We start from the raw sequence: 25947 nt of genomic DNA, 5'->3' as shown, positions 1-25947 counted from the left end.
TACTTTCTGATCTTTTTATACTTAGTATTTCCATAAAACTAAAGCGGCTGCCCTACGTAGGGCAGCCGCTTTAGTTTTATAATATGAGATATCAGGTTTACGCCTGCTTTACCAGCTGTACTTCACCCTGGATCTTTAATTCTTCGCCTAGCATTACCCCGCCCGTTTCAAGCGCAGCGTTGTAATTGATGCCCCAGTCTTTGCGGTTGATCTTGCCGCTGATCGAGAAACCGGCTTTCACATTGCCCCAAGGGTCAGTAGCAATGCCATTGTTCTCAACGGAGAGTTTTACAGCCTTTGTTGTGTCTTTGATGGTCAGGTCTCCGTAGAGGTTGAAAGTATCTTCGTCTACTCTTTCTACTTTGGTAGACACAAACTTCATGTTCGGGTGTGCATCCACGCTGAAGAAATCCGCATTGCGCAGGTGCTCATCGCGCTGCTCGTTATTGGTGTTGATAGATGCAACGTCAACATTTGCTACCACCTTCGCATTTGTAAAATCATCGCCCTCTGTCTCTGACTGCACATCGAACTGGGTAAAGTTACCTGTAACATTTGAGATCATCAGGTGCTTGATTTTAAAACCTAATTCGCTGTGAGAAAGGTCTAACGACCATTTTGTAGTTGCCATAATATTCTGTACTGAAATTGAATTTATATAAGTGTAAAAGTTATACTTTGTTAGTAATGTTATCTTTCCTAACACTGTTAGGAGAAGCATAAAAAAATTATGCCTTCATACCGGAAACGAAGCTTTTTATAAAGTCCTGCAATACAAGCTGGTTCAGTTCCTCTTTGTCTTCGTTGCCCATCATGTTGATGGAGATCAAACCGTGGAGCATAGACCAGAACGTATGCAGTTTTAGAAAAGGATCTGTTTTCGGGCTTTTTCCGGCGGCGATCAGTTCCTTTATCGGCTCCAGGATCAGCTCACTGAATGTGCTCAGCTCGCTTATCTGGTTTACCGTTTCGCAGGAAGGGATTCCCAAGCCATACATTACCTGGTAATAGGCTTTGTTTTCGAATGCAAACTTCCAGTAAGCATAGGCCATTGCCTCTATCTGCTGCTCAGGGCTGCCAGCTCCTTCTTTCGCCTTAATTAGCCCGTCATTCAATTTCCGGAAACCCTGTTTGGTAAGCTCCAGCAGAATGGCCTCCTTGTTAGCGAAATGGTCGTAGATCACAGGCACGCTGTACTCGATAGCCTCCGCAATCTTTCGGATAGAAAGCGCCTGCCAGCCTTCCTGTACCACCAGCTGCCATGCAGCCTCCAGTATGGAAGCACGAACTTCTTCTTTATGCCGTTGCTTTCTTTCCGCTATTCCCATTTCATTCTTAGATGCGTTATTTTACCTAACACTGTTAGCAAAACTATAAAACTGTACCATAAGTTCAAAAAGTATCTGTTTTGATGTGGTGACAAGTATGGATAAGCAGGTTCACTAACCTGGCTTATGTATTGAATAATAGGTAACAACCCTGAAGAAGACTGTGATTAGTAAATTGGATGTTTTTATTTATCTTTAGATACCATAAATGAAGCCTATATGAAACAACTCCTAAGTCTCTTTTTTATACTTGCTTTTACCTTGTCTGCTTTTGCACAACAGACGCAAAAGCCCGTTTTGCACGGCAAGAATTGGATGGCCATTACCGGAAAGCCATTGGCTGCCACAGCCGGCGCCATGACCTTTCAGAAAGGCGGCAATGCCGTGGATGCGGCCTGCGCCATGCTCGCTGCTACCAGCACCATGTGGGACGTGCTGAGCTGGGGCGGAGAAACTCAGGCCCTGATCTACAACCCGAAAACCAAAAAGGTTATCGCCATTAACGCGCTGGGTGTAGCGCCAACCGGAGCAACGCCAAAGTTCTTCAAAAGCAAAGGCTACAACTTTCCGCCGGAGAACGGGCCGCTGGCAGCCACTACGCCCGGTACACCTGGCGGACTGCTTTACATGCTGGCCAACTATGGCACCCTGAGCCTGGAGCAGGTACTGGCGCCGGCTATGGAAATGGCAGCCGGCTACCCGATTGAGGCACAGACCGCCAACAGCTTTGAGAAAAATAAAGACCTGCTGAAGCAGTGGCCTTACAGCAAAAAAGTGTTCCTGACACACCCGGGCGAGAAAAGAGAAGCGCCAGAAGCAGGTGAGATATTTGTACAGAAAGATCTGCTGCAGACACTTACCAAAATGGTGGAAGCTGAAAGGGCTGCACTTAAAAAAGGCATGAGCCGCAAAGATGCCATTATGGCTGCCTACGACCGTTTCTACAAAGGCGATATAGCAGAAGAGTTTGTTCGCGGTTCAAAAGAGCAAGGCGGACTGATTACCATGAAGGACCTGGCAAACTGGAAACCAATTGAGGAGGAGCCCCTGAAAGTTACTTACCGCGGCGTAGATGTATACAAGTTACAGCAATGGACACAAGGGCCATCCATGCTGCAGGCGCTGAACATTCTCGAAAACTTCGACCTGAAAAGCATGGGGTATAACAGCTCAAAGTATATCCACACGATTTACCAGGCCATGAACTTATCCTTTGCTGACCGCGACTTTTACTACGGAGACCCCTACTTCGCGCCACAGGAACCCATGAAAGGATTGCTTAGTAAAGACTATGCAAAACAGCGTGCCCGGCTGATCCAGTATGAAAAGAACGACCCGAACATTGGCCCCGGGGACCCTTATCCGTTTGAAGGCAAAAAAAATCCATACTTAAAGCTACTGAAGAAAAGAGGCTTCGAAATGGATACGACCAAACGCAACTTCGCTCCTACCCACGATACCCGCAACGGCTCTTCTTCCATAGAGGAGTACCAGGACAGACTCTGGAGAGGTACCACCACGGTGGAGGCAGCTGATAAAGACGGCTGGGTAGTTTCCATTACGCCGAGCGGCGGCTGGACGCCAGCTGTAATTGCAGGCAACACCGGCATTGGCATGAGTCAGCGCATGCAGAGCTTTGTACTGGACCCTACACTCAATCCGTTCAACGTAGTAGAGCCTGGCAAAAGACCTAGGGTGACGCTTACTCCTTCCATGGCCTTAAAAGACGGCAAACCCTACTTATCCTTTGCAGTGCAGGGTGGCGACACCCAGGACCAGAACCTGCTGCAGTTCTTTTTGAATGTGGTTGAGTTTGGCATGAACGTGCAGCAGGCATCCGAAGCTGCCAACATCAATACCAACCAGCTCTGGTTATCGCTGGGCGGTACAAAAACCGAAGACCGAAAACCGAAACCAGGCCAGATCTTATTGCACGACAGCACACCGGAAGCGGTAAGAAACGAGCTGAAAAAGATGGGCTACATCATGAGCTTCGACGATCGTACCAGCGGTCCTATCAACGCCATTTATTTTGACTGGCAGCACGGAAGTTTCTGGGGTGGCTCCAGTAACCACGGTGAGGATTACGGCATAGGCTGGTAAGGAATCCTTACTGACCAAAGCTTGCATACCCAAAAGAGAAGCCCTGCTGGTGCACCAGCAGGGCTTCTCTTTTGGGTAATACTCAGGTTTTTATACCCGATTTAAAGATCAAAAGATATCACATTGGGTGGCTTGATCTATTCCATCCTTAGATTCAGCACCGGATTGGCCGAAGCCGCCTTTAATGCCTGGTAGCTGATGGTTACGAAAGCCAGGATAGCTGCTACTAATCCGGCAAGTATAAAAATCCAGATCGGGATATCGATACGGTAAGCAAAATCCTGCAGCCACTGGTGCATGGCATACCAGGCCAGCGGAAAAGCAATAAGGGCCGCCACCACTACCAGTTTTATAAACTCTTTGGAGAGCAAGGTCACAATCGAAGCGTTTTCAGCACCCATTACTTTGCGGATGCCGATCTCCTTTTTACGGCGCTCTGCAGCGTAAGCGGCTAAACCGAACAGACCCAGGCAGGCGACGAATATGGCGATACCGGTAAAGATCCACAGCAGGGTCTTGAGCTTGTCTTCTGCCTTGTACATTTTGGCAAACGTATCGTCCATGAAAGTATACTCGATGGGGTAATCCGGTGCGAACTTATTCCATACTTGCTCTACCCGCTGTATGGTACCAGCGACATCGGCAGCATCAATTTTCACCGCTACCTTCACGTAAGCATCCGGGAAGATCTGGAGCACGGTTGGCTCTACCTTCTCATACAGACTCTTGAAATGGAAATCCTTCACCACGCCAATGATCTTTCCTTCACTCAGCGAATCAGGATTTTTATCGTTCCATACCTGCCAGATCAAAGGCTTTCCGAGTGCCTGCTCCGGGGTACCGAAGCCCAGGTCCCGTACCGCCGTCTCGTTTATCATATAGGCGTTTCCGGCATCTGTTTTATAGGCCTTTGAGAAGTCTCTGCCTGCTATAATTTTCACATCGAGCGTGTTGATGTAGTCGTAATCCACCATCAGCTGCGTAACCCTGTGGTGTATCTTTTCGCCATTTCTGGGTACAATGATTCTATCACCGGCTGTTGCATCGCCCGGGAAACCATAGCCCACCGACACATTTTTTACGCCCGGTGCTTTTTTAAGCTCGTTTTTAAACGTTTCATAGTTCTCGAACATATGCTCCCCTCTCATCTGGAAAAACATGATCTGGTCGCGATTAAAGCCCAGGTCTTTGTTGTGCAGGTATGATACCTGTTTGAAAACAACCACGGCACAGATGATCAGGAAAATGGACAAGGCAAACTGCACCACAATCAGCCCATGCCGCAGCCATTGTATCTTGCCCACACGGCTATCTACCACCACGGCACTCTTCAGTACCCGAACAGGCTGGAAGCCCGACAACACCATAGCCGGATAAAAACCCGCCAGCATGCCTACTACCAGTGTCAGCAGAAGCAACAACCCCAGCAGCAATGGGTTGGTGAACACGTTAAAGACCATTTCTTTGCCCGTAAAGGCGTTAAGCGATGGCAGGAGCAGCGAAGTAAGGGCCGCCGCAAAAATAACGCTGATGAGTGTCAGCAGCACGGTTTCGCCCAGGAACTGAACCATGAGCTGACCCCTGCTGGCTCCTACAGCTTTACGTACGCCCACCTCTTTGCCCCGCTGTATGGACTTGGCCGTAGCCAAATTCACGAAGTTAAAGCAGGCAATCAAGAGGATAAACACAGCGGTTATACTTAATGCTTTTACATAGGTGATATTCCCCTTAATGAACTTGTCATACTCAAAGTCAGAGGAATAGAGGTATACTTCGTCCAGGGGCTGAAAGTGCGGCACGTAGTCATAAGGCTTGTTTCGGTCCGGATCGATCTGCTTTCTGACAATGCCTCTGAACTTGGATTGCGTGAGTTCCGGGTCCGTTCCCGGCTTCAACTTAACATAAGTATAAAACTGCTGCCACGACCAGCTTTTCATGCGATCTGCAGGGAGTTCGGCCGATTCCAGGGGCAGTACAAAGTTTACCGGCATGTGAAATTTCTCTTTGGTGCTGAACACTCCCTTAACCAGGTAAGGCAACTTGTTAACCGATACTTTCTGGCCAACAGGATCGATATCTCCGAACACACGCTCTGCAAACTTATCCGAGATAACAATGGAGGAAGGATCATCGAGGGCCTTTTCTGGAGAGCCATACTTGAACGGAAGCTGAAATACCTTGAAGAAGTTGGGGTCGGTATAGAAGCGCCCGCTTTCGTATATCCGCTTATCTCCTACCTCTACCAGGTTATTGGCTTCAAACTGCAGCATCAGGATGCGCACCGTTTCTTCTACCTCCGGAAAGCTTTGTTCCAGCGTAGTAGCAAACATGGGAGGCACAGGCGCTAAGGTTGTGTTGGCTTCCGCTGACCTGTCGTTGTAAACGCGGTAGATCCTTTCCCGGTCCGGCAGAAATTTATCGTACTGCAGCTCGTCATACACAAACAGGCCGATGAGCAGGCAGGCGGTAAGCCCTAAAACCAAGCCGGCAATATTGATTACGGTAAAGCCTTTGTGCCGGAAAAGGTTGCGATAGGCGGTTTTGAAGTAGTTTCTGAACATACACTTGTGATTTATCTGTTCTGCGTTGGGTTGATGCTGTTTATCTCTGCAATGGCCTGCCGGCAAGTATAACCTGCTATGTAAGGAGCACTTTTTATACTTCCCAATTTGGCTTAGCAGGAGGCGTACACAAGCAATGCCAAAACAACATATAGCTGAAATTCAACGATCAGGGCACTTTCATACTTAGGTCGGCGTGCAAAATCGCGCAGCAGGTGTGCGATTTTGCACACCTGCTGCTAGTGCCAATGCTGCTAACACTTCGTATTCAGCATGTTGTATAAATGGCATAATTATAGTTTCTTTATGTACAATATAACTATAAAACAGAGCATATGCTGTTAAAAAAGGCTTCGGTACTGGTGGTGGATGATGATGCAGATGTGCTGACAGCGGTACGCCTGTTGCTGCGGCCGCAGGTAAAGGAGATCGTTACCGAAAAGAACCCGGAACAGATTCCCGCTCTTTTAAAGCAGCAGGCTTTTGATGTGATTCTGCTCGACATGAACTTTCGGAGTGCCCTGAATACGGGCAATGAGGGCTTTTTCTGGCTGAACAAGATAAAAGAGCTTAAATCCGATGCTGCCGTCATCATGATCACGGCCTACGGCGACATAGACCTGGCTATCCGCTCGGTAAAAGAAGGCGCCTTTGATTTTGTGGTAAAGCCCTGGCATAACGAAAAGCTGCTGGCAACCCTAACCGACGCAATCAGCAGGAAGAGCGGTGGCGCCAAAGCTACTATAACAGGAAGTTCCAAGGCTATGGGCCTGGAGCTGTTGGGAGAGTCAGAGGCCATGCAGGATATTTTGCTCAAGATCCGGAAAGTAGCCCCCACCGATGCCAACATACTTATACTTGGAGAAAATGGAACAGGCAAGGAACTGGTCGCCAAAGCCATTCACCAGCAATCGCTGCGGGCCGATAAACCGTTTGTGAAAGTGGACGTTGGCGCGCTTACTGAGTCGCTTTTCGAAAGTGAGTTGTTCGGCCATAAGAAAGGCGCTTTTACCGATGCCCGCGAGGACCGCGCCGGCCGGTTCGAGATGGCCAACGGAGGCACTATTTTCCTGGATGAGATCGGCAACATATCCCTGCAACAGCAGTCGAAGCTGCTCAGTGTGCTGCAGAACCGACAGGTAATTCGCGTGGGTGCCAACGAGCCCACAGACATTGATGTGCGCCTGCTTTGCGCGACCAATGTACCGATTGCCGATCTGGCCAACGAAGTGCGTTTCCGCAAAGACCTGATCTACCGCATCAACACCGTAGAGATTACCATACCACCCCTCCGCAAACGGGGCAGCGACATCATACTGCTGGCAAGGCACTATGCAGAAGTATACGCCCATAAGTACATGAAACCGGTGCCGGAGCTTAGCAAAGTAGCGCTCGACAAGCTGCTGCACTACCACTATCCAGGCAATGTTCGGGAGCTGCAATATGCCATCGAGCGGGCCGTGATCATGGCCGATAGCGACGTGCTGGACGCGCCAGATATCATCTTTTCTCCTATCGAAGCTGCGCCGGTGGAAGAAGTACTGGTGCAGGAGTCGAACCTGGAGGAGCTGGAGAAGATCACCATCAACCGGGTGCTGCAGAAGCACAGCGGCAATCTCTCCAGGGCGGCCAAAGAACTGGGCATTACCCGCACCGCACTTTACCGCAGACTGGGCAAGTATGGCATTTGATAAATTTGAATGGAAGCTTACGGTACGGGTAATATTGCTGCTCGTTACCTTAAGCATACCTGCCATCGTGATCGTGAATGGTTGGGCGGAGGTGCTGGTGTTTCTGGTGCCTCTTATTATCTTTCAGGTATACGAGCTCATCCGTTTTCTGCGTCGTGCCCAGGACGAGCTGAAACAGTTTATCGAGGCCGTTCATTACCGAGACTTCTCCCGGTACTTCGACGAAAAGCACGTCACCAACGAACTGCGCACGCTCCGCAAAGGATTTAACCAGATTACGACCACGTTCAAAACCATCAACAAGGAAAAGGAAACCCAATACCAGAACCTGCAAAAGATGATGGAGCTGGTGGAAACCGGCATCATGACATACGATACTGACAGCGGAGAAATAGTACTGATGAATGAATCGCTGAAGAAGCTCCTGCATGTTCCGTTCATGAAGACCATCCATTACCTTAACAAGCGCGACAAAGACCTGTACAACGAAGTGCAGCACCTGCAGCCAGGCCGCAGCAAGATTGTGAGTGCCCACACCGGCCTCTTCGATAGGAGCACGATCAAACTATTGTTGTCAGCAACGGCTTTCCAGAGCGATGGCAACACGTATAAACTGGTGTCTTTTCAGAACGTGAACGAGGCCCTGGACGAGACAGAATCCAAAGCCTGGCAAAAGCTGCTGAGCGTGATGACGCACGAGATCATGAACTCGGTGGCGCCCATTTCCTCACTGGCCGATACCTTGAAAAACCGCCTGCACGAAACAGCTGCATCGGGTCCTACACCCGAAGATATCGAAGACCTGGAGGTAGGCATCAGCACCATCAAGCGCCGCAGCGAAGGCCTGTTGCGTTTTGCCCAGACCTACCGTAACCTGAACAAGATCACCAAGCTCAACCTGCAGACCATTTACATCCGGGAGCTGTTCTACAACCTGCAGCAGCTCATGCAGCCTACCCTGTCTCAGAAAAACATCCGCTTGGAAATTAATCTGCCCGAGCAGGATATTTCGCTCAAAGCCGACCCCACCCTGCTGGACCAGGTGCTCATCAACCTGCTGCTAAATGCCATTGAGGCTGTAAAAGACCGGCCGGAACCACAGATTACCCTTTCTGCCTATACTTCCCCCGACAAGCAAACCGTGATCCGGATCTCGGATAATGGCATTGGCATGTCGAAGGAAGTACAAGAGAAGATATTTATTCCATTTTTCAGCACCCGCAAGCAAGGCAGCGGCATTGGCCTGAGCCTGTGCAAACAGATCGTGATGCTGCACCGGGGCACCATCCAGGTACAGTCGGAAGAAGGCGAAGGAACGGCCTTTATACTTCGGTTTTAAGGTTTTCCGAATCAGTTGCCCGTGCGGTTCAGTTCCTCCAGGTTATTGCGACGACGCTCCTCCAGTTTTTCGCCGTTTTTGAACTTGTAGCGAACCGTAAACCCGATGTTGCGCTGCCTGAAATACTGGTCAAAATCATTGACATTCCCCTCTCCGACTTCGGCCGCAATCTTAAGCCGCTGGCTCTTGAAGACGTCGTTCGCGTTCAAACTTACCTCCAGTTTTTCATCCATAAATTTGCGCATCAGTCCTACGTTTACCCACCCTCTCGGCTCTACACGGTACAGGGCATACACGCCCGGTCCCTGGTACGTGCCGTTCACTTCCATCCTCAGGTCCAGTGGTAGCATAATGTTGTTGTTGGACTGCAGCATGTAGTATACTTGGTCGTTTATCACCTGCTCGTTATTTACCATGGTACTGTACTCGTTGTAAGCTACCAGCAGGGTGTTGTTGCTGTCCCACTTCTTAAAAATTTTAACAGGTACAATGGCCGTCAGGCTCAGGTTTTTAGAATCGTCTACGTTGCCAATAGTATACACCGTGGTGCTTGTTTCTGCATCAATAAGCGGTATTTCAGCGATCACATCCTGGTGATGCAGGTAACTCAGCGCCAGGCTATAGTCTTTTTTGAAGGTCTGGGTAATTCCGAAGGAGTGCGTATACTGCGGTCTCAGGTAGGGGTTGCCCTGCCAGTAGGTAAAGGGATCGCGGTACGCAAAGAACGGGTTCAGCTGGCCATAGTTCGGGCGCATGATGCGGCGGCTGTAGTTGTAGCTGATCTCATACTTGTCGGTAACTTTTTGCTTCACGAACAGGCTTGGGAACAGGTTCAGGTAATCGCGCCTGGTCACCTGCCCGGTTGTAATGGACTCACCCCTGGAATCGGTTTGCTCGGCCCGTAAACCGGCCTGTACCGTAAAGCGCTCTCCTAATTTGCTGTTCCAGTTAACGTAGCCTGCATAGATGTTCTCGTCGTAGATGAAGTGGTTGGTGCGGCGCGGGTCAAGCTCCAACACTTCGCTGTTGTTAAAGTAAAAGCGGGAGTCGTTGTCTGATTCTACACGGCTGGCCTTGGCTCCCAGTTCCAGCTTTCGTCCTCTGGCAAGGGCACGGGTATAATCTACTTTGGCAGAGTAAATGTCGTAGCCATTCGGCGTACTGGTGTACAGAAAGTCCTGTAAAATGGGTTGCTCGACTGTCAGCGAATCATAGAAGTTATAGAAGTTGGCATAGCCCCGGTTGGTGATCTTTACAAAGTCCAGGTCAGCTGACAAGGTTGTGCCCAGGGTATCGAATTTGCCCAGGTAATGCAGGTTGGAGTTAAAGCTGGTGAAGCGGTTGGTGTTATAGTTGTTGGCATCGATGTATAAGTTGGGCTGGCTTGGTGCATTGCCCATGTAAGTATCGGTCAGGAAATCGCCGTGCAGCTTATTGGTAATGTAATAGGCCATCAACCCTATGCTGTGGCGGTCGTTCAGGCTATAGTCTGTGCCCAGGCGAACAGCCGGAGGCCCCTGCACCTCAAAGTTGCCGGTCGCATCCTGATCAAAGTATACCGTTTCATCTTCGCCTACAAACACCCGGGTAAAGGTAGCTTCGCGCCCTCCCACACGGCGGGCCATATCCAGGGTAAGAAACGAATTCCAGGGGCCTCTCATGTGGTTTATACTTCCGCCGGTGGAATAGCCGTACTGCTTGCCGTTGTAAGTGGAGCCGGCATACACGCTTCCGTTCATACCTTGTAATTCGTTCTTTTTCAGGTTGATGTTCAGGATACCGGAAGATCCCTGGGCATCATACTTGGCAGATGGGTTGGTGATGATCTCGATGTTTTTGATGTTCTCTGCCGACATGCCCTCCAGCAGGGTGCGCAGGTCCCGGCCCGAAAGGTAAGTAAGCTTGCCATCGAGCATGATGGTAACGCCACTCCTACCGTTGAGCTGGATGTTGCCGTCCGGGTCTATGAATACGCCCGGTGAAGTTGCCAACACTTCGTAGGCGGTTCTGCCTGCCGCCAGTGCCGTGCCCTCTATACTTACCACCATTTTGTCTGCTTCCTGTGTGATGGTAGGCCGCAGGGCTTGCACGTTTACCTCTTTCAGGGTGGTGGCGGCCGCAGAAATACCAAGCCTGATGGTACCTACTTTTGCTTCAGGTGTACGCTCTGAAAGGGTGATCTGGCGTATGGTCTTGGTTTTGTAACCAACAAAGCTGAAAACAACCTCATAGTTTCCGGGAGCAACACCGGAGAAAGTGAAACGGCCTTGTTCATCGGTCAGGGTACCGCTAAATGCCTGGGTGCTGCCTTTTTGCAGCAACGCGACGGTAGCATATTCCAGCGGCTTACCGGTAAGCGAATCGGTTAGTACGCCGCTGATTATTCCATTGCCTTTAGGAGGATCCGTTGCCGGTTTCGGAGTATTAGTTTGTGCCCATCCTGCCGTTGCAAGGCTGAGGAAAAGGCATAGTTGTCCCAGCAAAAAGCGTGTTCTTTTTTTCATAGTTTTATAGGTGTAATGTTTTGTATTACTTCGGGATCAGCGGGTGCATCCTAAAGACAAGGATGGGTAGTTATAGTTGCATCCGGATTTGGAATATTTTAACAAACCTTATTCAGGCTGCTTCCTCTTCAGTAAGTAAAGGGTATAGGATTCCTGTCTCTTGTATCAGAGTTTTTTATACTTTACTACAGCTGTTGTTATATAAGATACAGTGGAGCCGGGCTACAGGTGTTGTACTGCAGCTGGCAATTCATAACCCAAGTATAACCTGTCCGGATGCCGGGTACTTTATACTTGCAGCAACGGCACCCGGACAGAAGTTGGATTTATTTCTTTTCTTTCAGCGACTCCATCGCCATACCGTGTATCTTCAGGGAGATGTATTTATCGATGCTGTTCAGGTTATAGCCATTCTTCCTCGCTTTCGCGATAAAGTCGCTGTTAATGCCGTGTATTTTAGCAGCCACTGCATCATCTGCGCTCAGGTTTGAAAATCCTGCTTTTTTCAGGTCCTCTATGTAGGCTGCATTCACCCCATGTATTTTTAAGCTCATCATATCATCCATGGAAAGATCTTTGAAGCCCAGTGATCGGATTTCTTTGATTGAGGCAGAATTCAGGCCATGTATCTTCGCGGCAACAGCCTGATCAATCGTTACGTCTTTGTATCCTGCTGCTTGTAAATCTTTGAGATAGGCAGCATTTACACCGTGTATCTTCAGCTCGATCACTTTATCCAGGCTCAGCTTACCAAAACCAAGCGCCTGCATTTCCTTCACCGTAGCCGGATCCACGCCGTGTATTTTGGCTTCCATAACTTTCTCTAGCGGAAGGTTTGCAAAACCTGCTTTGCTCAGGCTCTCTACATACGAACGATCAACACCATGAATTCTGGCCTCCATCATCTCCTCCAAACTCAGGTTCTTATAGCCCATGGCCTCTATTTCTTTCACGTACGATTCATCTATGCCGTGTATTCGGGCAGCGACCACTTCTTCCATCGAAGGTTTCTTGTTGTCATACTGCTTAAACAGAGCCATATATTTCTGGAAGTCCTGCAACGTAACACCGTGTACGGCTACTGCCAGCAATTCCTCTCCTTTCACGGTACCGTATTGCTTCTTCAGGTAATCGATGTACTTCTTGTCCACATCGCTGAAGAACAGGTGGAACTGGAAGTTTCTGTTATCGCTGGTGATCTTGTTATCTGCCAGGTACTTTTTAAAAGAAGCATCTTCGGTGAATTTATACTTGCCCTGGCTTACATCGGCCGCCAGGTTACCGGTTAGCTGCAACGTGCCTGCTTCTCTGGTCATCACAAACACATCGTTGCCTTTGTTCTGGAACTGACCTTTGTCGAAGCACCTGGACATGTTCCAGCTCGATGTAGTTCTGCTGCCTTTGAAGTCAATACAGTACTTTCCGTCTTCTTCATGGCTGTACCAGTACCCTTCCGACATATCGGTCTGAGGCCCGTTGACGTTCATCGAAAAGCCGCGCTTCTTGCCGGATTTATCTTTCTGTTTACCTGCCTTCTGATCCGCTTTTCTGTCAGCTTTCAAATCAGACTTAACTTTGTCTTTCTCCGGTTTTGCAGCCTCTTTGGCATCAGTTTTTACCTGCTCTTTTCTGGACTTTTTACCTTCCTGGTCAGTTGCCGCACTTTCCTCCTGCAGGTTGGCTGTTTCTTCATTTGTACTTGTGTTGATACTTGCAAAAGCATCGCGCAAGGCAGGAGTCAGCGTGTTGGTTTCCGGCAGACCCATGCTGGTGGCAGGTTCATTCATCACCAGTATTGCACCGAAAAACAGGGGAGCCAAAAACGTGTATTTCCAGTATGCGTGCGGAGTTGATCTTTTAGCATTCATCATCATAATTCTTTGTTTTAGAAGCGACTGGTTATAGTTGGTGGTGATGGCAAGCGGCTTGTGTGGCACCGCTATCTGCAGTAGGTTTAACTGGTACTGGCGCTTGCTTACCTGCTCTTCGCCCAGCATAGTAGCATCGGTTTGATACTCGTTGTTTTTCTCCATTTCTTTTTTGAAAAGCCAGACCAGTGGGTTAAACCAAAGTATGATCACGGCTATTTCAGCAAGGAGCAAGTCGAAAGTATGGCCCATGCGGGCATGGATTTTCTCGTGGGCTATGATCTGCTCATAAGTCTCAAAATCATAGTCGTCCGGATGAATGAAGATGTAGCGGAAAAATGAGCAGGGTGCCTGGGTAGTGGTGGTGTTAACGATGACTACGTCGCCATCTTCTATCTTATCGGTGGTAGTAATGATCTTGTAAATAATGCTGCCAACCTGAAAAAGCAGACTCAGGGAAAAAATACCTGCGCCAAACAAGTATAGCAACGTGAGCCAGAACAGCCAGCTGTGCTGCCCTATACCGCTTTCATTTAGTTGAGCTGGAGCCTGCTCGCCCATCTCCTCCTGACTGAACTGAGGCGGTACCGGTACGTTCGGTTGCACTTTTACTTCTGCTACAGGTGGTGTTTCTGTGAAAACAGGAGTGGTTATACCTGGTTCGGTTATACTTTCGGGCTGCAGCAACTGCGACAGATATCCCTGCTGATTGATAAGCTGAGGCAGCGTAACAAAGGGCAGGGCAAAAGCCAGCGCCACACATCCGAGCAGGTAGAGCCTGTTAGCAGAAAAAAAACTTTCCTGCTGCAGCACAGCTTTATAGAACAAATAAGCTATGCCGATTACGAACGATACTTTCAGCAGATACACCATCATAGTTCCAGAGATTTAGCTGTTCTTTTGTGATTTAATGATGTTGATGAGCTCATCCAGCTCTGTGTCGGACAGGTTTTCTTCCTTGGCAAAATGCGTGATCATTTTGGTGAAGGAATTACCGAAATACTTCTGTTTGATGTCGGCTACATCCTGTTCTCTGTACTCAGCCAGGGTCACTAGCGGCGAGTACCGGTATGTGTTTCCGATTTTCTCAGAGCTCAGAAACCCTTTCTCGGTCAGGATCTTCACCATGGTAGCAATGGTATTGTAGTGCGGCTTGGGTTCGGGCAACTCGTCGATGATGTCTTTGACAAAAGCTTCTCTAAGTTGCCACACAACCTGCATGATCTGCTCTTCTCGTTTTCCTAATTTTTGCATGGTATTTATGTTTTCACAATTCTACTAATATATTCGGACATATCCTAATACATTAGTACGAAAACTAATTCATTAGGATAAAGGAAAACTCAAGTTTTTCATAAGATTATGGCAATTGTTGTCATTGTATGTCAACAGCATCTTCAGAAAGGTATCATAACACCTGTACATACCTGTTACCCAAGACTTTCTTCGCTGTATTACTAAGCCTGAGAAAGCACACACTACAAGTATAAAGTTTATTACCGCTCGCTTAATTGTTGTTCCCAGGAGTAGCTGTGTTGCAGTCCAGGCGGTTATTCCAATACATGAAAAAGCCACTTGTTCAGAAAACAAGTGGCTTTGCTAATGCTGTCTACAGGTACTCTATTTTCTTCTTTGGCTACCTCATCAACTATTTCTTTTTCGCATTCTGAATTACCCCATAAATCACAGGGCTAAAAAACCGTAGATTCTCCAGAATACAGGTCATACTATAAAACTTCCTGTGATCAATTTCTTCATTCTCAGCCATGGCCCCTAACAGAGTATCCAGCGCTTCTGTATATTTGATATCAAACTCTTCTTCTGTCATTGCTCTAAATGTTGCATAACTTCCTAAGCTCCTAACCTTAATTTTAGCGATATAATTTCCTTTGATCAAAGGTAGTGCGCATAAAGTATAAAAGCTGAATTACCGGCTGAACACGGGCAAACACCTGATGATGTTCAGTTGCTTTAAGTGATAATCATCATTGGAATAAGTAAAAACAAATCTAATTTTTACCAGCACAAGTAAAAGGAAGAGACCTTACTGATTTCCAATGGCTGAAACATCCACCCATAGCGACAATACAAGTAAGAAGCCGCAGGCAACGGGTCCTTCTCTGCTGACTTACCTGTTGATCATGGGTCTGATTCTACTCTATACTTTCTACAGCACCAATATCTCACCTAAAAAACAAACCTCCTGGCTGGAGGTGGAGAAAACCATGCTTCCCCAGAAAGCCATCGATAAGATAGAAGTGATCAACGGCGAGCAAGCCAACATCTACATCAAAGAAGCGTTTGCCGATAAGCCCCCCTTCAAGGAGGTGATGAAGCCCGGCGATAGCAAGATCATCCTGCCCGGACCCCATTATTCACTCACCATCGGCTCCGTCGAGACCTTTGAGCGTAAGCTGGAAGAAGCGCAGCAGGGCCTACCGCTCGATGAACAGGTAAATGTTGTGTATGTCCGGCGGGAGAACTGGCTGAGCAATCTCATGGTATGGCTGTTTCCGTTGTTCCTTTTTATACTTTTATGGCGCTACCTGCTGCGGAGTACCGGGGCTGCAGGCCCGGGTGGTGCGTCTATTTTCAGTTTCGGCAAATCAAAAGCCCAGCTTTTCGACAGGGACCATAAAAGCAAGATCACCTTTGATGATGTGGCCGGCCTCGAAGAAGCAGAAATGGAAGTAAAAGAGGTGGTGGATTTCCTCAAGAACCCCGATGACTTTACAAAACTGGGTGCCAAAATCCCGAAAGGCGTGATTCTGGTAGGTCCGCCTGGAACCGGAAAAACTTTGCTGGCAAAGGCGATGGCAGGGGAGGCGCAGGTGCCTTTCTTCTCACTTTCGGGATCTGATTTTGTGGAGATGTTTGTGGGCGTGGGAGCCTCGCGGGTACGGGACTTGTTTAAGCAGGCCAAAGAGAAAGCACCCTGCATCATCTTTATCGACGAGATAGACAGCATCGGGCGCTCGCGAGGCAAACAGGTGGCTTTTACCGGATCCAACGACGAGCGGGAAAGCACCCTGAACCAGTTATTGACCGAAATGGACGGTTTTGCAACCAACAGCGGCATTATTGTGCTGGCCGCCACCAACCGCGCCGACCTGCTGGACCCGGCCCTGCTCCGTCCCGGCCGCTTCGACAGGCACATTTACCTGGAGTTGCCGAACATAAAAGAGCGGGAAGAAATTTTCAAAGTACACATGCGGCCGCTGAAAACCGACAACTCTATCGACGTGGCTTTCCTGGCCTCCCAGACACCCGGATTTTCGGGAGCCGACATTGCCAACGTCTGCAATGAAACGGCCCTGATCGCCGCCAGAAGGAAAAAAGAAAGTATAACCCGCCAGGACTTTCTCGACGCCCTCGACCGCATTATTGCTGGTCTCGAGAAAAAGAGCAAGATCATCTCACCGGAAGAGAAAAAGATCATCGCGTACCACGAAGCAGGGCATGCTGTGGTGAGCTGGATGCTCAAAAACGTAGATCCCCTGATCAAAGTCTCCATCATACCAAGGGGGAAATCGCTGGGTGCAGCCTGGTACCTGCCGGAGGAACACCAACTGAAATCGGCCACTGCTTTTTCGGAGCACCTGAGTGCTATGCTCGCAGGCCGTGCGGCGGAAGAAATCACCTTCGGGGAAGTAACCTCCGGTGCGCTCGACGACCTGGAAAAGGCCACCAAAGAGGCTTACATGATGGTAGCCTACTACGGCTTCGACAAGAAGATCGGCAACATCAGTTTTTACGACTCCACCGGCCAGCAGGACACCCGGCTTACCAAGCCCTACAGCGAGGAAACCGGAAAGCTCATTGATGAAGAAGTAATCAAGCTAATTGATGAAGCCTACCTGAGAGCCAAAAGTGTATTGCAGCAGCATCAGGAAGCGCTGGTAAAACTGGCAGAACTGCTGTTGCAGAAAGAAGTAGTGTACAAGGAAGACCTCGAGGCCATACTTGGCCAACGCCACATACCTGCTAAAGAAACTCCTGTAGCCGGTGTGCTTTAAAGATATACTGCCATAGCTTCTAAACAGAATAAAAACCATGAGTAGGTGAAGCTTACTTCCGATACCATCGAGCAGCTCTACAAGCACCTGCACTCCGGTGCAGAAGGTCTCTCTGTACTAACTGCCAGGCAGCGGATAGCAGCTCAAAAAAAGAAAGCCAACGTAAAGACCAGGCTGGAACGCGAGCTAAGGCTCTTGCTCCGTCAGTTCAGCAGCCCCCTGATGCTGTTGCTCATACTTGTGGTGACTGGCGATACAGCTATTTTTTACAGAGGAAACAAGTATAAATAGTTTCAGAATGGGAACTACTGACTCATAAGCGTATACTTCTACATGAAAAGCATAAGCGGTTTTTGGTTGCGCATGCTGGCGCTCCTCTCTGTTAGGTTTGTTCTCCTCTCCCTGCTTTTCCTGGTATGCCTGTACCTGTTGGGGCACCTCATCTACGACGTGTTTGCCGAAGGAGACACTGGTTTTGACACTACCATGTTTGCCCTTGCCGATCGGATTACCTCGCCGGGTATGACCAGGGCCATGCGCATGGTTTCTTCTTTAGCTTCAGATGATTACCTGGCCGTGGCTCCTGCTTTGGTCACACTTATATTTTCGTTCTGGAAGGGCCTGCGCTGGCATGGGCTGCAGGTACTGGTCATTTCGTTTACCTGCACACTGATAAACCAGCTGCTAAAGCACCTTTTTGCCCGGGCTCGCCCGACTGGCGAGTTACAGGAAGTTTCAGGCTTAAGCTTCCCCAGTGGCCATGCCATGATCGGAGGCGTTTTTTATGGTTTGCTGATCTACATCGTATGGCTGACGGTGGCGGATAAAAAAAGGCGCTGGCTGCTTTGCATCTTCCTAACGTTGCTGATCCTGCTGATCGGCTTCAGCCGCATTTACCTGCGCGTACACTTTGCCACTGATGTAGTGGCCGGTTACCTTATGGGGCTGTTGTGGTTGATGCTGTCTTTATACTTGCTTGGCCGCCTGGAGCCCTACTACCAAACCTGGATAAAGCCTGATAAGTAACGATCGACTACTAACGTTGCCAAATCAGCAAAGCTGTAAGTATAAGTTGCTTTTAAAGCGGCTCTAGAATACCAAGGTAGCACTAACACCACCAGAGTGTAACCCAGGCTGAGGGGTAATCATCAGGCGTTGCCTTCGTATTTTTAGTTTCTGACTCGTCATATCGTACAAGTAAAGAGAACCTTTAGCTGATAAGTAACCTACTACGGCGCCGGCCATCACATCGGTAGCCCAATGCACATTATCGTTGATGCGGGAAAGTCCGACCAGGGTAGCCACTCCATAAGCTATCGGAGGAACATAACGGTACTCGTTGCCATACACGCTTGCCACAGAGGTAGCCACGGCAAACGCCGTCGCTGTATGAGCAGAGGGAAGGGAGGTATTATCTGATGTATGAATTGGCCCGTCAAAAAAATGATTTTCGGCGGTAACACTGGGCCTGTAGCGGTGAAACTCATTCTTCAGGGTGCTGGTCACCCCTGCACTTATAAGGATACTTCCCAGTGACACAATCCCGGCTTTCTGCAGTTTACTGTCTTTCAGGATCATGCCTCCGGCAATGGCTGCCCCGGCAACAGGCATCATATACCTCTGCCGCCCCAGCGGTTGTACAACTGAGGCCAGTTTATCCAATGAAACAGTGCGATGCTGTTGCGTATACTGCTGCAAAGATTCGTCTGCCCAGGCAAACGTGGCCGCCCAGATACCGGCTCCGGCTACAAGCATTGCTCCCCCTTTCAGAACGGGTGACAGCCTGGATGGCTTGGATAAAGTATCGGGATAGGCTGTACTGTGACTGTAAGGACCTGTGTTAGGTAAATATTTTTCCGCTGTTAAATCCGGGTTAACTAATACAGTTTGCGCCTGTAATGGGCACGAGGTCAGTATAGCCAGCACAATCAGCCATACCTTTCCAAGGTAAGACCTTGGGGTTCTGTTGAAGGAGGTCATATAAAATGTGTCTATTGGAGAAGATGCTGCTTCATTATCAACAATTCATAAAATAACTTAACCTTCCTTCCTGTCACAGTTGCTTTCCTGTAAGAGAACGTGAAATTCAAATTCATTCGGATGGCATCATCACTGCGCCTGTAGTTGATGCCTCAAATTCTACATGCTTGATCTGAGTATGGCTTTCAGATTTATACTTAACCAGGCTGACCGTTACCTCAGGATTTAATGCGAAAATGAGCGGTTGCAGCATCATCTATTCTTCTACTAAATAACTCAAGTTGCGAGCTAGTCGATGACTCGAGTTAAGTCCTTTGCCGACATCACTGCCTTCAAGGCTATGGAGCTGGACCTGCCCCAAGACAGCCAGCACAACGCCGCCGCAGGCTACACTTGCTATGAGGTCGAGGACCTGCTTTCTGAATGCGAGCAGATACAACTCCGCTGTTGCTGCAAGTCCAACAGCAAGCGCAAAGACGAACCGCACATGACTTTTTTAAAGAACTCCTATCGAAAGCGCACCGAAACCACTTTCTCCGGCATCACTGGATTTTTTCCAAAGAAGATCCATGCCGTTACAGCTGAAGGGTTCATGCTCAAACTCATACTCTTTATCTTCGCCTATACCGACTGGAGCAGGCTGGAGCTGATGCGGGACCATTTCGGGTTTGTAAAAAAGGCTATTGCCTTCCATTAAAGCCACCCCAGCCTGTGACGCAGCCGCTTCTGGCGTAACGATGTAAGCTGGTATGGCCCGGATGAAGAAGTGGACCTGACACCCGATTCGCGCTACCTGGTTTATTTTCTTTTGGGAAAATCGGAAAAAGATGATGACCTGTATGTAATGATCAATTCCTACTGGGAAAGTATAACCTTTCGCTTTATGCAGCCGGGCCCCTCGTACCGGGTGGCCAATACGGCACTCAGCTCGCCTCAGGACTTCCTGGAAGAACGCGACGAAGAGGTGCAGGCTACGCAGTATACCGTTGGCCCGCGGTCAGTTGTGGTCTTCCTGCGGAAAGAAGACACCTATATCCTATGCTTAATGTGAGTACTGGAATGGACCTCCTCCGGTAATAGTCGAGGAAATCTGCCGCAGGCGCAAGGAGTAGATAATGCTCATCACACCAACTAATATGGCTTCAAAGCCGAGCAGGTAGGTTAAGGCCACCGCACCAATAAACGGGCTCCAGATGAGGTTCATGCCCAGCACGATCACTAGTATACCTGTCACCAGCAGCAGACTCCAGGTAGAAGAATGTACTTTCCTGATAGAGAAGAAGGCCGCTATCTGAAGCACACCCGTAAATACCGCCCAAAAACCTGTGATAATGGCAAATGCCATGGCTGTTAGGAGCGGATAGAAAACCAGGAAAGCTCCCAGAACTACATCAAACATACCCAATACTAAAATCCAGGGCCATTGGCTCCTATCCCTGTTCGAGAAAGCCATGATAATGAGCAGAAGCCCCGAAATAGCTACCAAAATGCCTACATACAAGGCCAAGCCAATGATAACATTGATGGGAAAAATAAACGCCAGGATACCGAGCACGATTAGCGCAACGCCTTTCAGGCTCAGCAACCACCAGTTTCTGTAATATACCAGTTCCATAACACAACGTGAAGAGTTCCGGAAAATGCCTTTATCAGATCAGAACACCCAGATAAGTATAAGAGGGTACCAAAGAAGCCTGTGAGCAGGGTTAGGTAGTAAAAATCAGAGCCTAACTACCTTTATTTTACTTGTTGTTCTTGTGCTTTGTTTAGTTATTGGAGCATTAAATACAGCTGCCTTCCTCCTCATACTTTTATACTTCCCCAGAGCCACATTGGCTAATAGAATCTTTTGTGTAGCGGCAACGGGTAATTTTATTTCAGATAATCCATTAATTATTCATACTTGCACGTATGAGGGAGCACAGCATACCGATCCGATTTACGTTTATAGCTCAGTTAAAATAGCTTGCATCTGCCTGCGTATGGATAACATCGAAAAGTACCTGCACCCGTACACGTTTGCGCCCGCCTACCAGAAACGTGTGGCCTATTTCTGTATGGATTATGCCATTGCCCAGTCCCTGAAACTGTATGCCGGCGGACTTGGTTTTCTGGCTGGTTCACACATGCGCAGCGCCTATGACCTGAAGCAGAATGTGATCGCCATCGGCATCTTATGGAAGTATGGATACTATGACCAGATTCGGCAGACCGACCAGACAATGGGGGTGCTGTTCCAGGAGAAGGTATACAGCTTTGTGCAGAAGACCGACATACGCTTTGAAATTACAGTGAACCGTGCCCCGGTACAGGTTGGAGTGTATTACCTGCCGCCGCACATTTTTGGAACCGTGCCTTTTTTCCTGCTCTCAACAGACCTCCCCGAGAACAGTTACATGGCGCAGTCCATTTCCCATAAGCTGTATGACTCGGATAAGACCAATAAAATAGCAGCCAGTATTTTGCTGGGAGTCGGGGGCTTTAAGCTGCTGGAGCTGTTGGGGCTGTCTCCGGATGTATACCACATGAACGAGGCCCACGCGCTGCCACTGGTGTTTCCGCTTTATGAAAAGTATGGCAACGTAGAAGATGTACGGAAGCGGGTTGTTTTCACGACACACACGCCCGAAGAGGCAGGCAACGATAAAACAGACATCCGGCTGCTTAGCGATATGAGTTTCTTTTCGCAGTTAAGTACCGACCAGGTAAAGGAAATAACTAAAATCGAAGGAGAGGTATTTGACCATTCGCTGGCAGCCTTACGCCTCTCCCGTTTGTCCAATGCCGTTTCGCGCATGCACCTGGATACTGCCCGCAACATCTGGAGCAAGTATACCGGTATCTGCCCCATCATGCACATCACCAATGCCCAGAGTTATACTTACTGGGCTGATAAGTACCTGTATGACTACCTGCAGGCCGGAAGAGACGATAAGCTGCTGGCAAGAAAAAGGAAGCTGAAAAAACGCCTTTTTGAGGAAGTAGCAGACCAGACCGGCGACATGCTGCACGAAGATGTTTTCACCATTGTGTGGGCCAGACGCTTTGCCTCTTACAAACGGGCAGGCCTGCTGCTTGAGGACATGGACCGGCTTCACAGCCTGCTTACCAACGACAAATATCCTGTGCAGCTAATCTGGGCAGGCAAACCCTATCCGGTAGAGTACGGCGAGATCTCTGTATTTAACCAGCTGGTGCGCCTGAGCGCCAAGTACCCCAATTGCTCTGTGCTGGTCGGGTATGAGCTAAAGCTTTCCAAGCTCCTGAAACAAGGAGCCGATCTCTGGCTTAACACGCCACTGGTTACACACGAAGCCTCCGGCACCAGCGGCATGACGGCAGCCATGAACGCTTCTGTTATACTTTCCACCCCCGACGGTTGGATACCGGAATTTGTGCAGCACGGCAGGAACGGGTTTGTTGTGCCAAAGGTGGATGTTACCCTGCCCGTACACGAGCAGAACGACCTCGACGCAAAACATATGTACGATGTGCTGGAGCAGGAAATTCTTCCGCTGTATTATACACAGAAAAGCGCCTGGTTAAACATTATCAAGAACAGCATGCAGGGTATTGTCCCTTACTTCGATTCGGAGCGCCTGGCGCAGGAGTATTATGAAAAATTGTATAATGCCTGAGCAGGTGCTGGCGCAGGCACAAAACTCCCTTGAGCTGCCTGAACAGTAAGAACCGCACTCACAGGAAGGGCACCTGTTTATTAGTTCCGGGGTTCGTTTATGAACGGTGGCTCGGTGGAGGTAGAGCATATTCTATGCTCCGGCAGCAGCCATTCGTAAGCTTCCGGTAAGGTCTGAAAGTGCTTCATCACCGTAGCCGGGGCAAATTGTTGTGTCAGTTTCTCCTGAATCCACTCGGCTATGACATTAAAAAACACATCTTTTGACCTGACGAGGGCTACCTTCCGGAGCAACGCTTCCTCACCACTAATAAGCTTACCTATCTCCGAAACTGTCCATTCCTGATCGTCGCGGTCCTGCGTATTACAATTAGAAGCATCCAGCAGCCATAGTTCAACCCTACCCTTTTTGATGTGGTTATGTACCAGTTCTGCTCCTTGCCGGAATTCAGCACTGGTAACCGGCCGCAGCCATTTGTTATAAAATAACCTCTTTTCCGCAGAGGTAAAATACATTAGATAATCGTCTAATACCTTCATCTGTTCCCTACAAATCATTTTGTTTAAAACTTCACAAAACTCCAGGTACTGGCAGTGGGGAGTTAAGAGCAAAGCGTGTTGGCTGGTAAGTTTAGACAGCCTTTCAAGAAGAGTATGATCTAACCTGGCAATGGTTTTGTAGCGCTACCCTGTGCCGCCGCAGTGCTGCCAGCCCGATACGGAAAGATCAGGCCAATGTACTGCAGTGCAGCAAAGGAAATCATTATAAGCGCAGATTAAAACTCATCTTTAAAGGTGATAAACCAGCAATTGTGCATCTTGTTCAGCGAGCCGGATGTAGCATACGAACATATTGTATGAGGAGGCTTCAGTACAGCAATTCCCCAGTTCCTGCTGCTGCAATTTAGCATAACCCGCTGAATGTAAACCACTGAAACAAAACTATTTCTGCTTTACTCATGTATTTCCGGCAAGCTTATTAGAATAGAACAATTAAATAAGAGTACCTCCCAATACGGTCTGTTTAATAGTAGAAAATGTGTAACAGTTTTTGAAGCAACAAGTTGATTTCAGCTGGAAGGATTAAGAATTATGAATGCTGCAGGGCTAATGGCCAGCCCTCGTAGCGTGCGCAGCTCCTGCGAGCGTCTTGGTGGCTGTGGGTTATTGTCTGAAATAGAGTTTACACACCCCTACCCCTCTCTCAAGAGGGGAATTTCTGCCATAGGTATTTCTCAGGTTATACTTTCATCGTTTTCCAACCACCCCTAACCCCTCCTTGTCTAAGGAGGGGAGCTCTGTTCTTGCTGTACTTGGAAGTATAAGTTTCATCGCACAAGTATAAACACACCCCTGCCCCTCTCAAGAGGGGAGTTTCTGCTACTGCCATGGTGCAAGTATAAGTTTCATTGCTGCAGCTATAGCACGGACAGGTCGCGACCTGTCCCTACAATGGTTTCCAATTGCATAGCAGCTCACGAAGAAGTGTCAGTACCAGTCCTTGGGTTGAGCGCCTTCTGGGTTTCCGGTGCCACGACAGTGGCAGCCGTTAGGCAGGAAAGCTAGACAGCGCGATGCCCGAGGACGAGGCCCCGCGGCCGTGAGCGCACCAAAGTATAAAATGAAACTATAGGCAAGTAAGACTGAGGAATACAAGCAGCTACGAAGTATAAGGCTTGCTGGCTATAAAGTATAAAGTATAAAGTCAAGCTACACAGCTATAAAAGTATAACCTTGTCCCTCCTACTCCTTCGGGATCTCTATAAAGAAAGTTGATCCTTTGTTCTCTTCGCTTTCGAACCAGATGCGGCCATCGTGCCACTCCACTATGGTTTTGATGATCGACATGCCCAGGCCAGTAGATGGTTCGCCCCGCAGCCCTTCGCGCCTTGCCGGTGTAAACTTCTCAAACAACCTGTCGTGGTAACGTTTGGGTATGCCGATGCCGTTATCCTGCACCGTTATCAGCACTGTTTCTCCCTTGTCTTTCAGATCAATGGAGATCTTTCCGTGATCAGGGGTAAATTTTATGGCATTGGAGATGAGGTTATTGAGTACCTGCATGAACTTGTCCTGGTCAATGTGGACGTAGATCTTCTCGTTGGAGAAACTAAAATCGATGTCCTTCTTAATAAACCGTTCTCCTTCCTTATACTGCTCCACTACCTCCAGCACTTTGTCTACCAGGTTCATTCTTTTCTTCATCATCCCGGAGTTTACCGATTCGATGAACTCCTGCTGCACAAAATCCCTGATCAGGCGCACGCTGCGCTCGCTGCTTTCCTTTATTAACCGGATGATGTTGTTAACCTCTTCGTTTGCGTAACCTTTCGTGGACTCCGCCAGTTCGGTAGCCAGTGCCCCGACGTTGGCAATAGGCCCGGCCAGGTCATGGGAAAGGATCTCCAGGATCGAGTTTTTCTTAGCTGCGAATTTCTGCAGGTTACGGATATTATCTTTCTGCGAGGTGATATCATCGACAAGGCCTGCAATAAACCATCTCCCCTGCTTATCGGTAACGAGCTGAGGCGTTAGGAGCACCCACTTAACTGACCTGTCCGGGAGTATGATGCGGAATTCTATTTCGTGTTTGATGATGCCCTTCAGCATTTCGTCGTACTCCTTCGCCAGGAAAGCTCTGTCGTCGGGGTGGATGGTGTCTACAAGTATGGCAGGGTTGGCAAGAACACTCTCCCGGGTTCTGTTCCAGATGTAGCTAAAGGCAGGGCTCAGGAAGGTTATGGAAGCAGATTCTAGATCGTAAGAGAACAGTACTTTACTTGTTCTCCGGATGAGGTTTTTGAACACCTCATAATTTGTACTTTCGTCCATTAGGCACAGGTGGTTGTTTAAGCTATACCTGCTATGTACTGAAAATGCTTAAACTTCGTTCTGCAAGCCTCTTAGCTGCATGCAAAAG

At 48.6% G+C, this 25947-nt stretch carries 20 protein-coding genes and 1 pseudogene; 9 read left to right on the top strand and 12 right to left on the bottom strand.

Annotated features, from left to right (window positions below):
- Positions 1 to 97 precede the first annotated feature (97 nt).
- Together MJ611_RS14315 and MJ611_RS14310 are read right to left on the bottom strand one after the other, a co-directional pair.
- Positions 98 to 631: a YceI family protein gene (locus MJ611_RS14315; RefSeq protein WP_250430560.1), complete on the bottom strand. Its 534-nt coding sequence runs from the start codon at positions 629 to 631 to the stop codon at positions 98 to 100.
- A 97-nt stretch (positions 632 to 728) separates the two neighbouring features.
- On the bottom strand, positions 729 to 1328 hold the full coding sequence (locus MJ611_RS14310) for a TetR/AcrR family transcriptional regulator (RefSeq protein ID WP_250430559.1): 600 nt from the start codon (positions 1326 to 1328) through the stop codon (positions 729 to 731).
- A gap of 219 nt (positions 1329 to 1547) precedes the next feature.
- Here MJ611_RS14310 and MJ611_RS14305 point away from each other — a divergent pair, with 219 nt between their 5' ends.
- Complete coding sequence (locus MJ611_RS14305; RefSeq protein WP_250430557.1) at positions 1548 to 3431, top strand: gamma-glutamyltransferase family protein; 1884 nt, start codon at positions 1548 to 1550, stop codon at positions 3429 to 3431.
- A gap of 137 nt (positions 3432 to 3568) precedes the next feature.
- Here MJ611_RS14305 and MJ611_RS14300 read toward each other — a convergent pair whose 3' ends face one another.
- Positions 3569 to 5992 carry an ABC transporter permease gene (locus tag MJ611_RS14300; protein ID WP_250430556.1) on the bottom strand — a complete coding sequence of 808 codons (2424 nt, stop codon included), beginning with the start codon at positions 5990 to 5992 and terminating at the stop codon, positions 3569 to 3571.
- Between the two features lie 335 nt (positions 5993 to 6327).
- On the opposite strand from MJ611_RS14300, the gene MJ611_RS14295 reads away from it, so the two are divergent.
- Both MJ611_RS14295 and MJ611_RS14290 read left to right on the top strand, forming a co-directional pair.
- On the top strand, positions 6328 to 7683 hold the full coding sequence (locus tag MJ611_RS14295; RefSeq protein WP_250430555.1) for a sigma-54-dependent transcriptional regulator: 1356 nt from the start codon (positions 6328 to 6330) through the stop codon (positions 7681 to 7683).
- Positions 7673 to 9022 (top strand): sensor histidine kinase, encoded by a 1350-nt coding sequence (locus tag MJ611_RS14290; protein WP_250430554.1) that lies wholly within the window; start codon positions 7673 to 7675, stop codon positions 9020 to 9022. Before MJ611_RS14295 ends, MJ611_RS14290 begins: the two co-directional genes overlap by 11 nt.
- Before the next feature lie 11 nt (positions 9023 to 9033).
- On the opposite strand, the gene MJ611_RS14285 is transcribed toward MJ611_RS14290, so the two are convergent.
- The 4 genes from MJ611_RS14285 to MJ611_RS14270 all read right to left on the bottom strand — a co-directional run bounded on the left by MJ611_RS14285 (position 9034) and on the right by MJ611_RS14270 (position 15291).
- Positions 9034 to 11526 (bottom strand): outer membrane beta-barrel family protein, encoded by a 2493-nt coding sequence (locus tag MJ611_RS14285; protein ID WP_250430552.1) that lies wholly within the window; start codon positions 11524 to 11526, stop codon positions 9034 to 9036.
- A 326-nt stretch (positions 11527 to 11852) separates the two neighbouring features.
- Complete coding sequence (locus MJ611_RS14280) at positions 11853 to 14270, bottom strand: M56 family metallopeptidase (RefSeq protein WP_250430550.1); 2418 nt, start codon at positions 14268 to 14270, stop codon at positions 11853 to 11855.
- A 12-nt stretch (positions 14271 to 14282) separates the two neighbouring features.
- On the bottom strand, positions 14283 to 14648 hold the full coding sequence (locus MJ611_RS14275; protein ID WP_250430548.1) for a BlaI/MecI/CopY family transcriptional regulator: 366 nt from the start codon (positions 14646 to 14648) through the stop codon (positions 14283 to 14285).
- Between the two features lie 394 nt (positions 14649 to 15042).
- The gene (locus MJ611_RS14270; RefSeq protein WP_250430547.1) at positions 15043 to 15291 is read right to left on the bottom strand and encodes a hypothetical protein; all 249 of its coding nucleotides are present in this window, start codon (positions 15289 to 15291) and stop codon (positions 15043 to 15045) included.
- 160 nt (positions 15292 to 15451) lie between these two features.
- On the opposite strand from MJ611_RS14270, the gene ftsH reads away from it, so the two are divergent.
- The 3 genes from ftsH to MJ611_RS14255 are packed head-to-tail and all read left to right on the top strand — an operon-like array spanning position 15452 to position 18436.
- Positions 15452 to 17410 (top strand): ATP-dependent zinc metalloprotease FtsH, encoded by a 1959-nt coding sequence (gene ftsH, locus MJ611_RS14265; protein ID WP_250430545.1) that lies wholly within the window; start codon positions 15452 to 15454, stop codon positions 17408 to 17410.
- 45 nt (positions 17411 to 17455) lie between these two features.
- A complete protein-coding gene (locus MJ611_RS14260) occupies positions 17456 to 17701 on the top strand; it encodes a cation-transporting P-type ATPase (protein ID WP_250430543.1) in 246 nt (81 codons plus the stop codon).
- A 42-nt stretch (positions 17702 to 17743) separates the two neighbouring features.
- Complete coding sequence (locus MJ611_RS14255) at positions 17744 to 18436, top strand: phosphatase PAP2 family protein (protein ID WP_250430542.1); 693 nt, start codon at positions 17744 to 17746, stop codon at positions 18434 to 18436.
- Between the two features lie 63 nt (positions 18437 to 18499).
- On the opposite strand, the gene MJ611_RS14250 is transcribed toward MJ611_RS14255, so the two are convergent.
- The gene (locus MJ611_RS14250) at positions 18500 to 19390 is read right to left on the bottom strand and encodes a phosphatase PAP2 family protein (RefSeq protein ID WP_250430541.1); all 891 of its coding nucleotides are present in this window, start codon (positions 19388 to 19390) and stop codon (positions 18500 to 18502) included.
- 112 nt (positions 19391 to 19502) lie between these two features.
- The gene (locus MJ611_RS14245; RefSeq protein WP_250430539.1) at positions 19503 to 19646 is read right to left on the bottom strand and encodes a hypothetical protein; all 144 of its coding nucleotides are present in this window, start codon (positions 19644 to 19646) and stop codon (positions 19503 to 19505) included.
- A 54-nt stretch (positions 19647 to 19700) separates the two neighbouring features.
- On the opposite strand from MJ611_RS14245, the pseudogene MJ611_RS14240 reads away from it, so the two are divergent.
- A pseudogene (locus tag MJ611_RS14240) lies at positions 19701 to 20087 on the top strand (hypothetical protein); the annotation flags it as partial.
- Between the two features lie 69 nt (positions 20088 to 20156).
- On the top strand, positions 20157 to 20441 hold the full coding sequence (locus MJ611_RS14235) for a hypothetical protein (RefSeq protein ID WP_250430536.1): 285 nt from the start codon (positions 20157 to 20159) through the stop codon (positions 20439 to 20441).
- Here the strand turns inward: MJ611_RS14235 and MJ611_RS14230 are convergent.
- Positions 20433 to 21005, bottom strand: a complete 573-nt coding sequence (locus MJ611_RS14230; RefSeq protein ID WP_250430534.1) for an HdeD family acid-resistance protein — start codon at positions 21003 to 21005, stop codon at positions 20433 to 20435. The two genes, MJ611_RS14235 and MJ611_RS14230, sit on opposite strands and share 9 nt — an antisense overlap.
- Before the next feature lie 367 nt (positions 21006 to 21372).
- Between MJ611_RS14230 and glgP the strand changes: the two genes are divergently transcribed.
- Positions 21373 to 23028 carry an alpha-glucan family phosphorylase gene (gene glgP / locus MJ611_RS14225; protein ID WP_250430532.1) on the top strand — a complete coding sequence of 552 codons (1656 nt, stop codon included), beginning with the start codon at positions 21373 to 21375 and terminating at the stop codon, positions 23026 to 23028.
- An 80-nt stretch (positions 23029 to 23108) separates the two neighbouring features.
- On the opposite strand, the gene MJ611_RS14220 is transcribed toward glgP, so the two are convergent.
- Positions 23109 to 23567, bottom strand: coding sequence for an STAS/SEC14 domain-containing protein (locus tag MJ611_RS14220; protein WP_250430531.1), 459 nt, complete (start codon positions 23565 to 23567; stop codon positions 23109 to 23111).
- 1203 nt (positions 23568 to 24770) lie between these two features.
- On the bottom strand, positions 24771 to 25859 hold the full coding sequence (locus MJ611_RS14215) for a PAS domain-containing sensor histidine kinase (protein ID WP_250430529.1): 1089 nt from the start codon (positions 25857 to 25859) through the stop codon (positions 24771 to 24773).
- Between the last annotated feature and the right edge of the window lie 88 nt (positions 25860 to 25947).

It is taken from the genome of Pontibacter ruber (assembly GCF_023630205.1).
Lineage (GTDB): Bacteria > Bacteroidota > Bacteroidia > Cytophagales > Hymenobacteraceae > Pontibacter > Pontibacter ruber.
The sequence above is the reverse complement of the archived record's forward strand: the minus strand, read 5'-3'. Positions and strand labels throughout refer to the sequence as shown.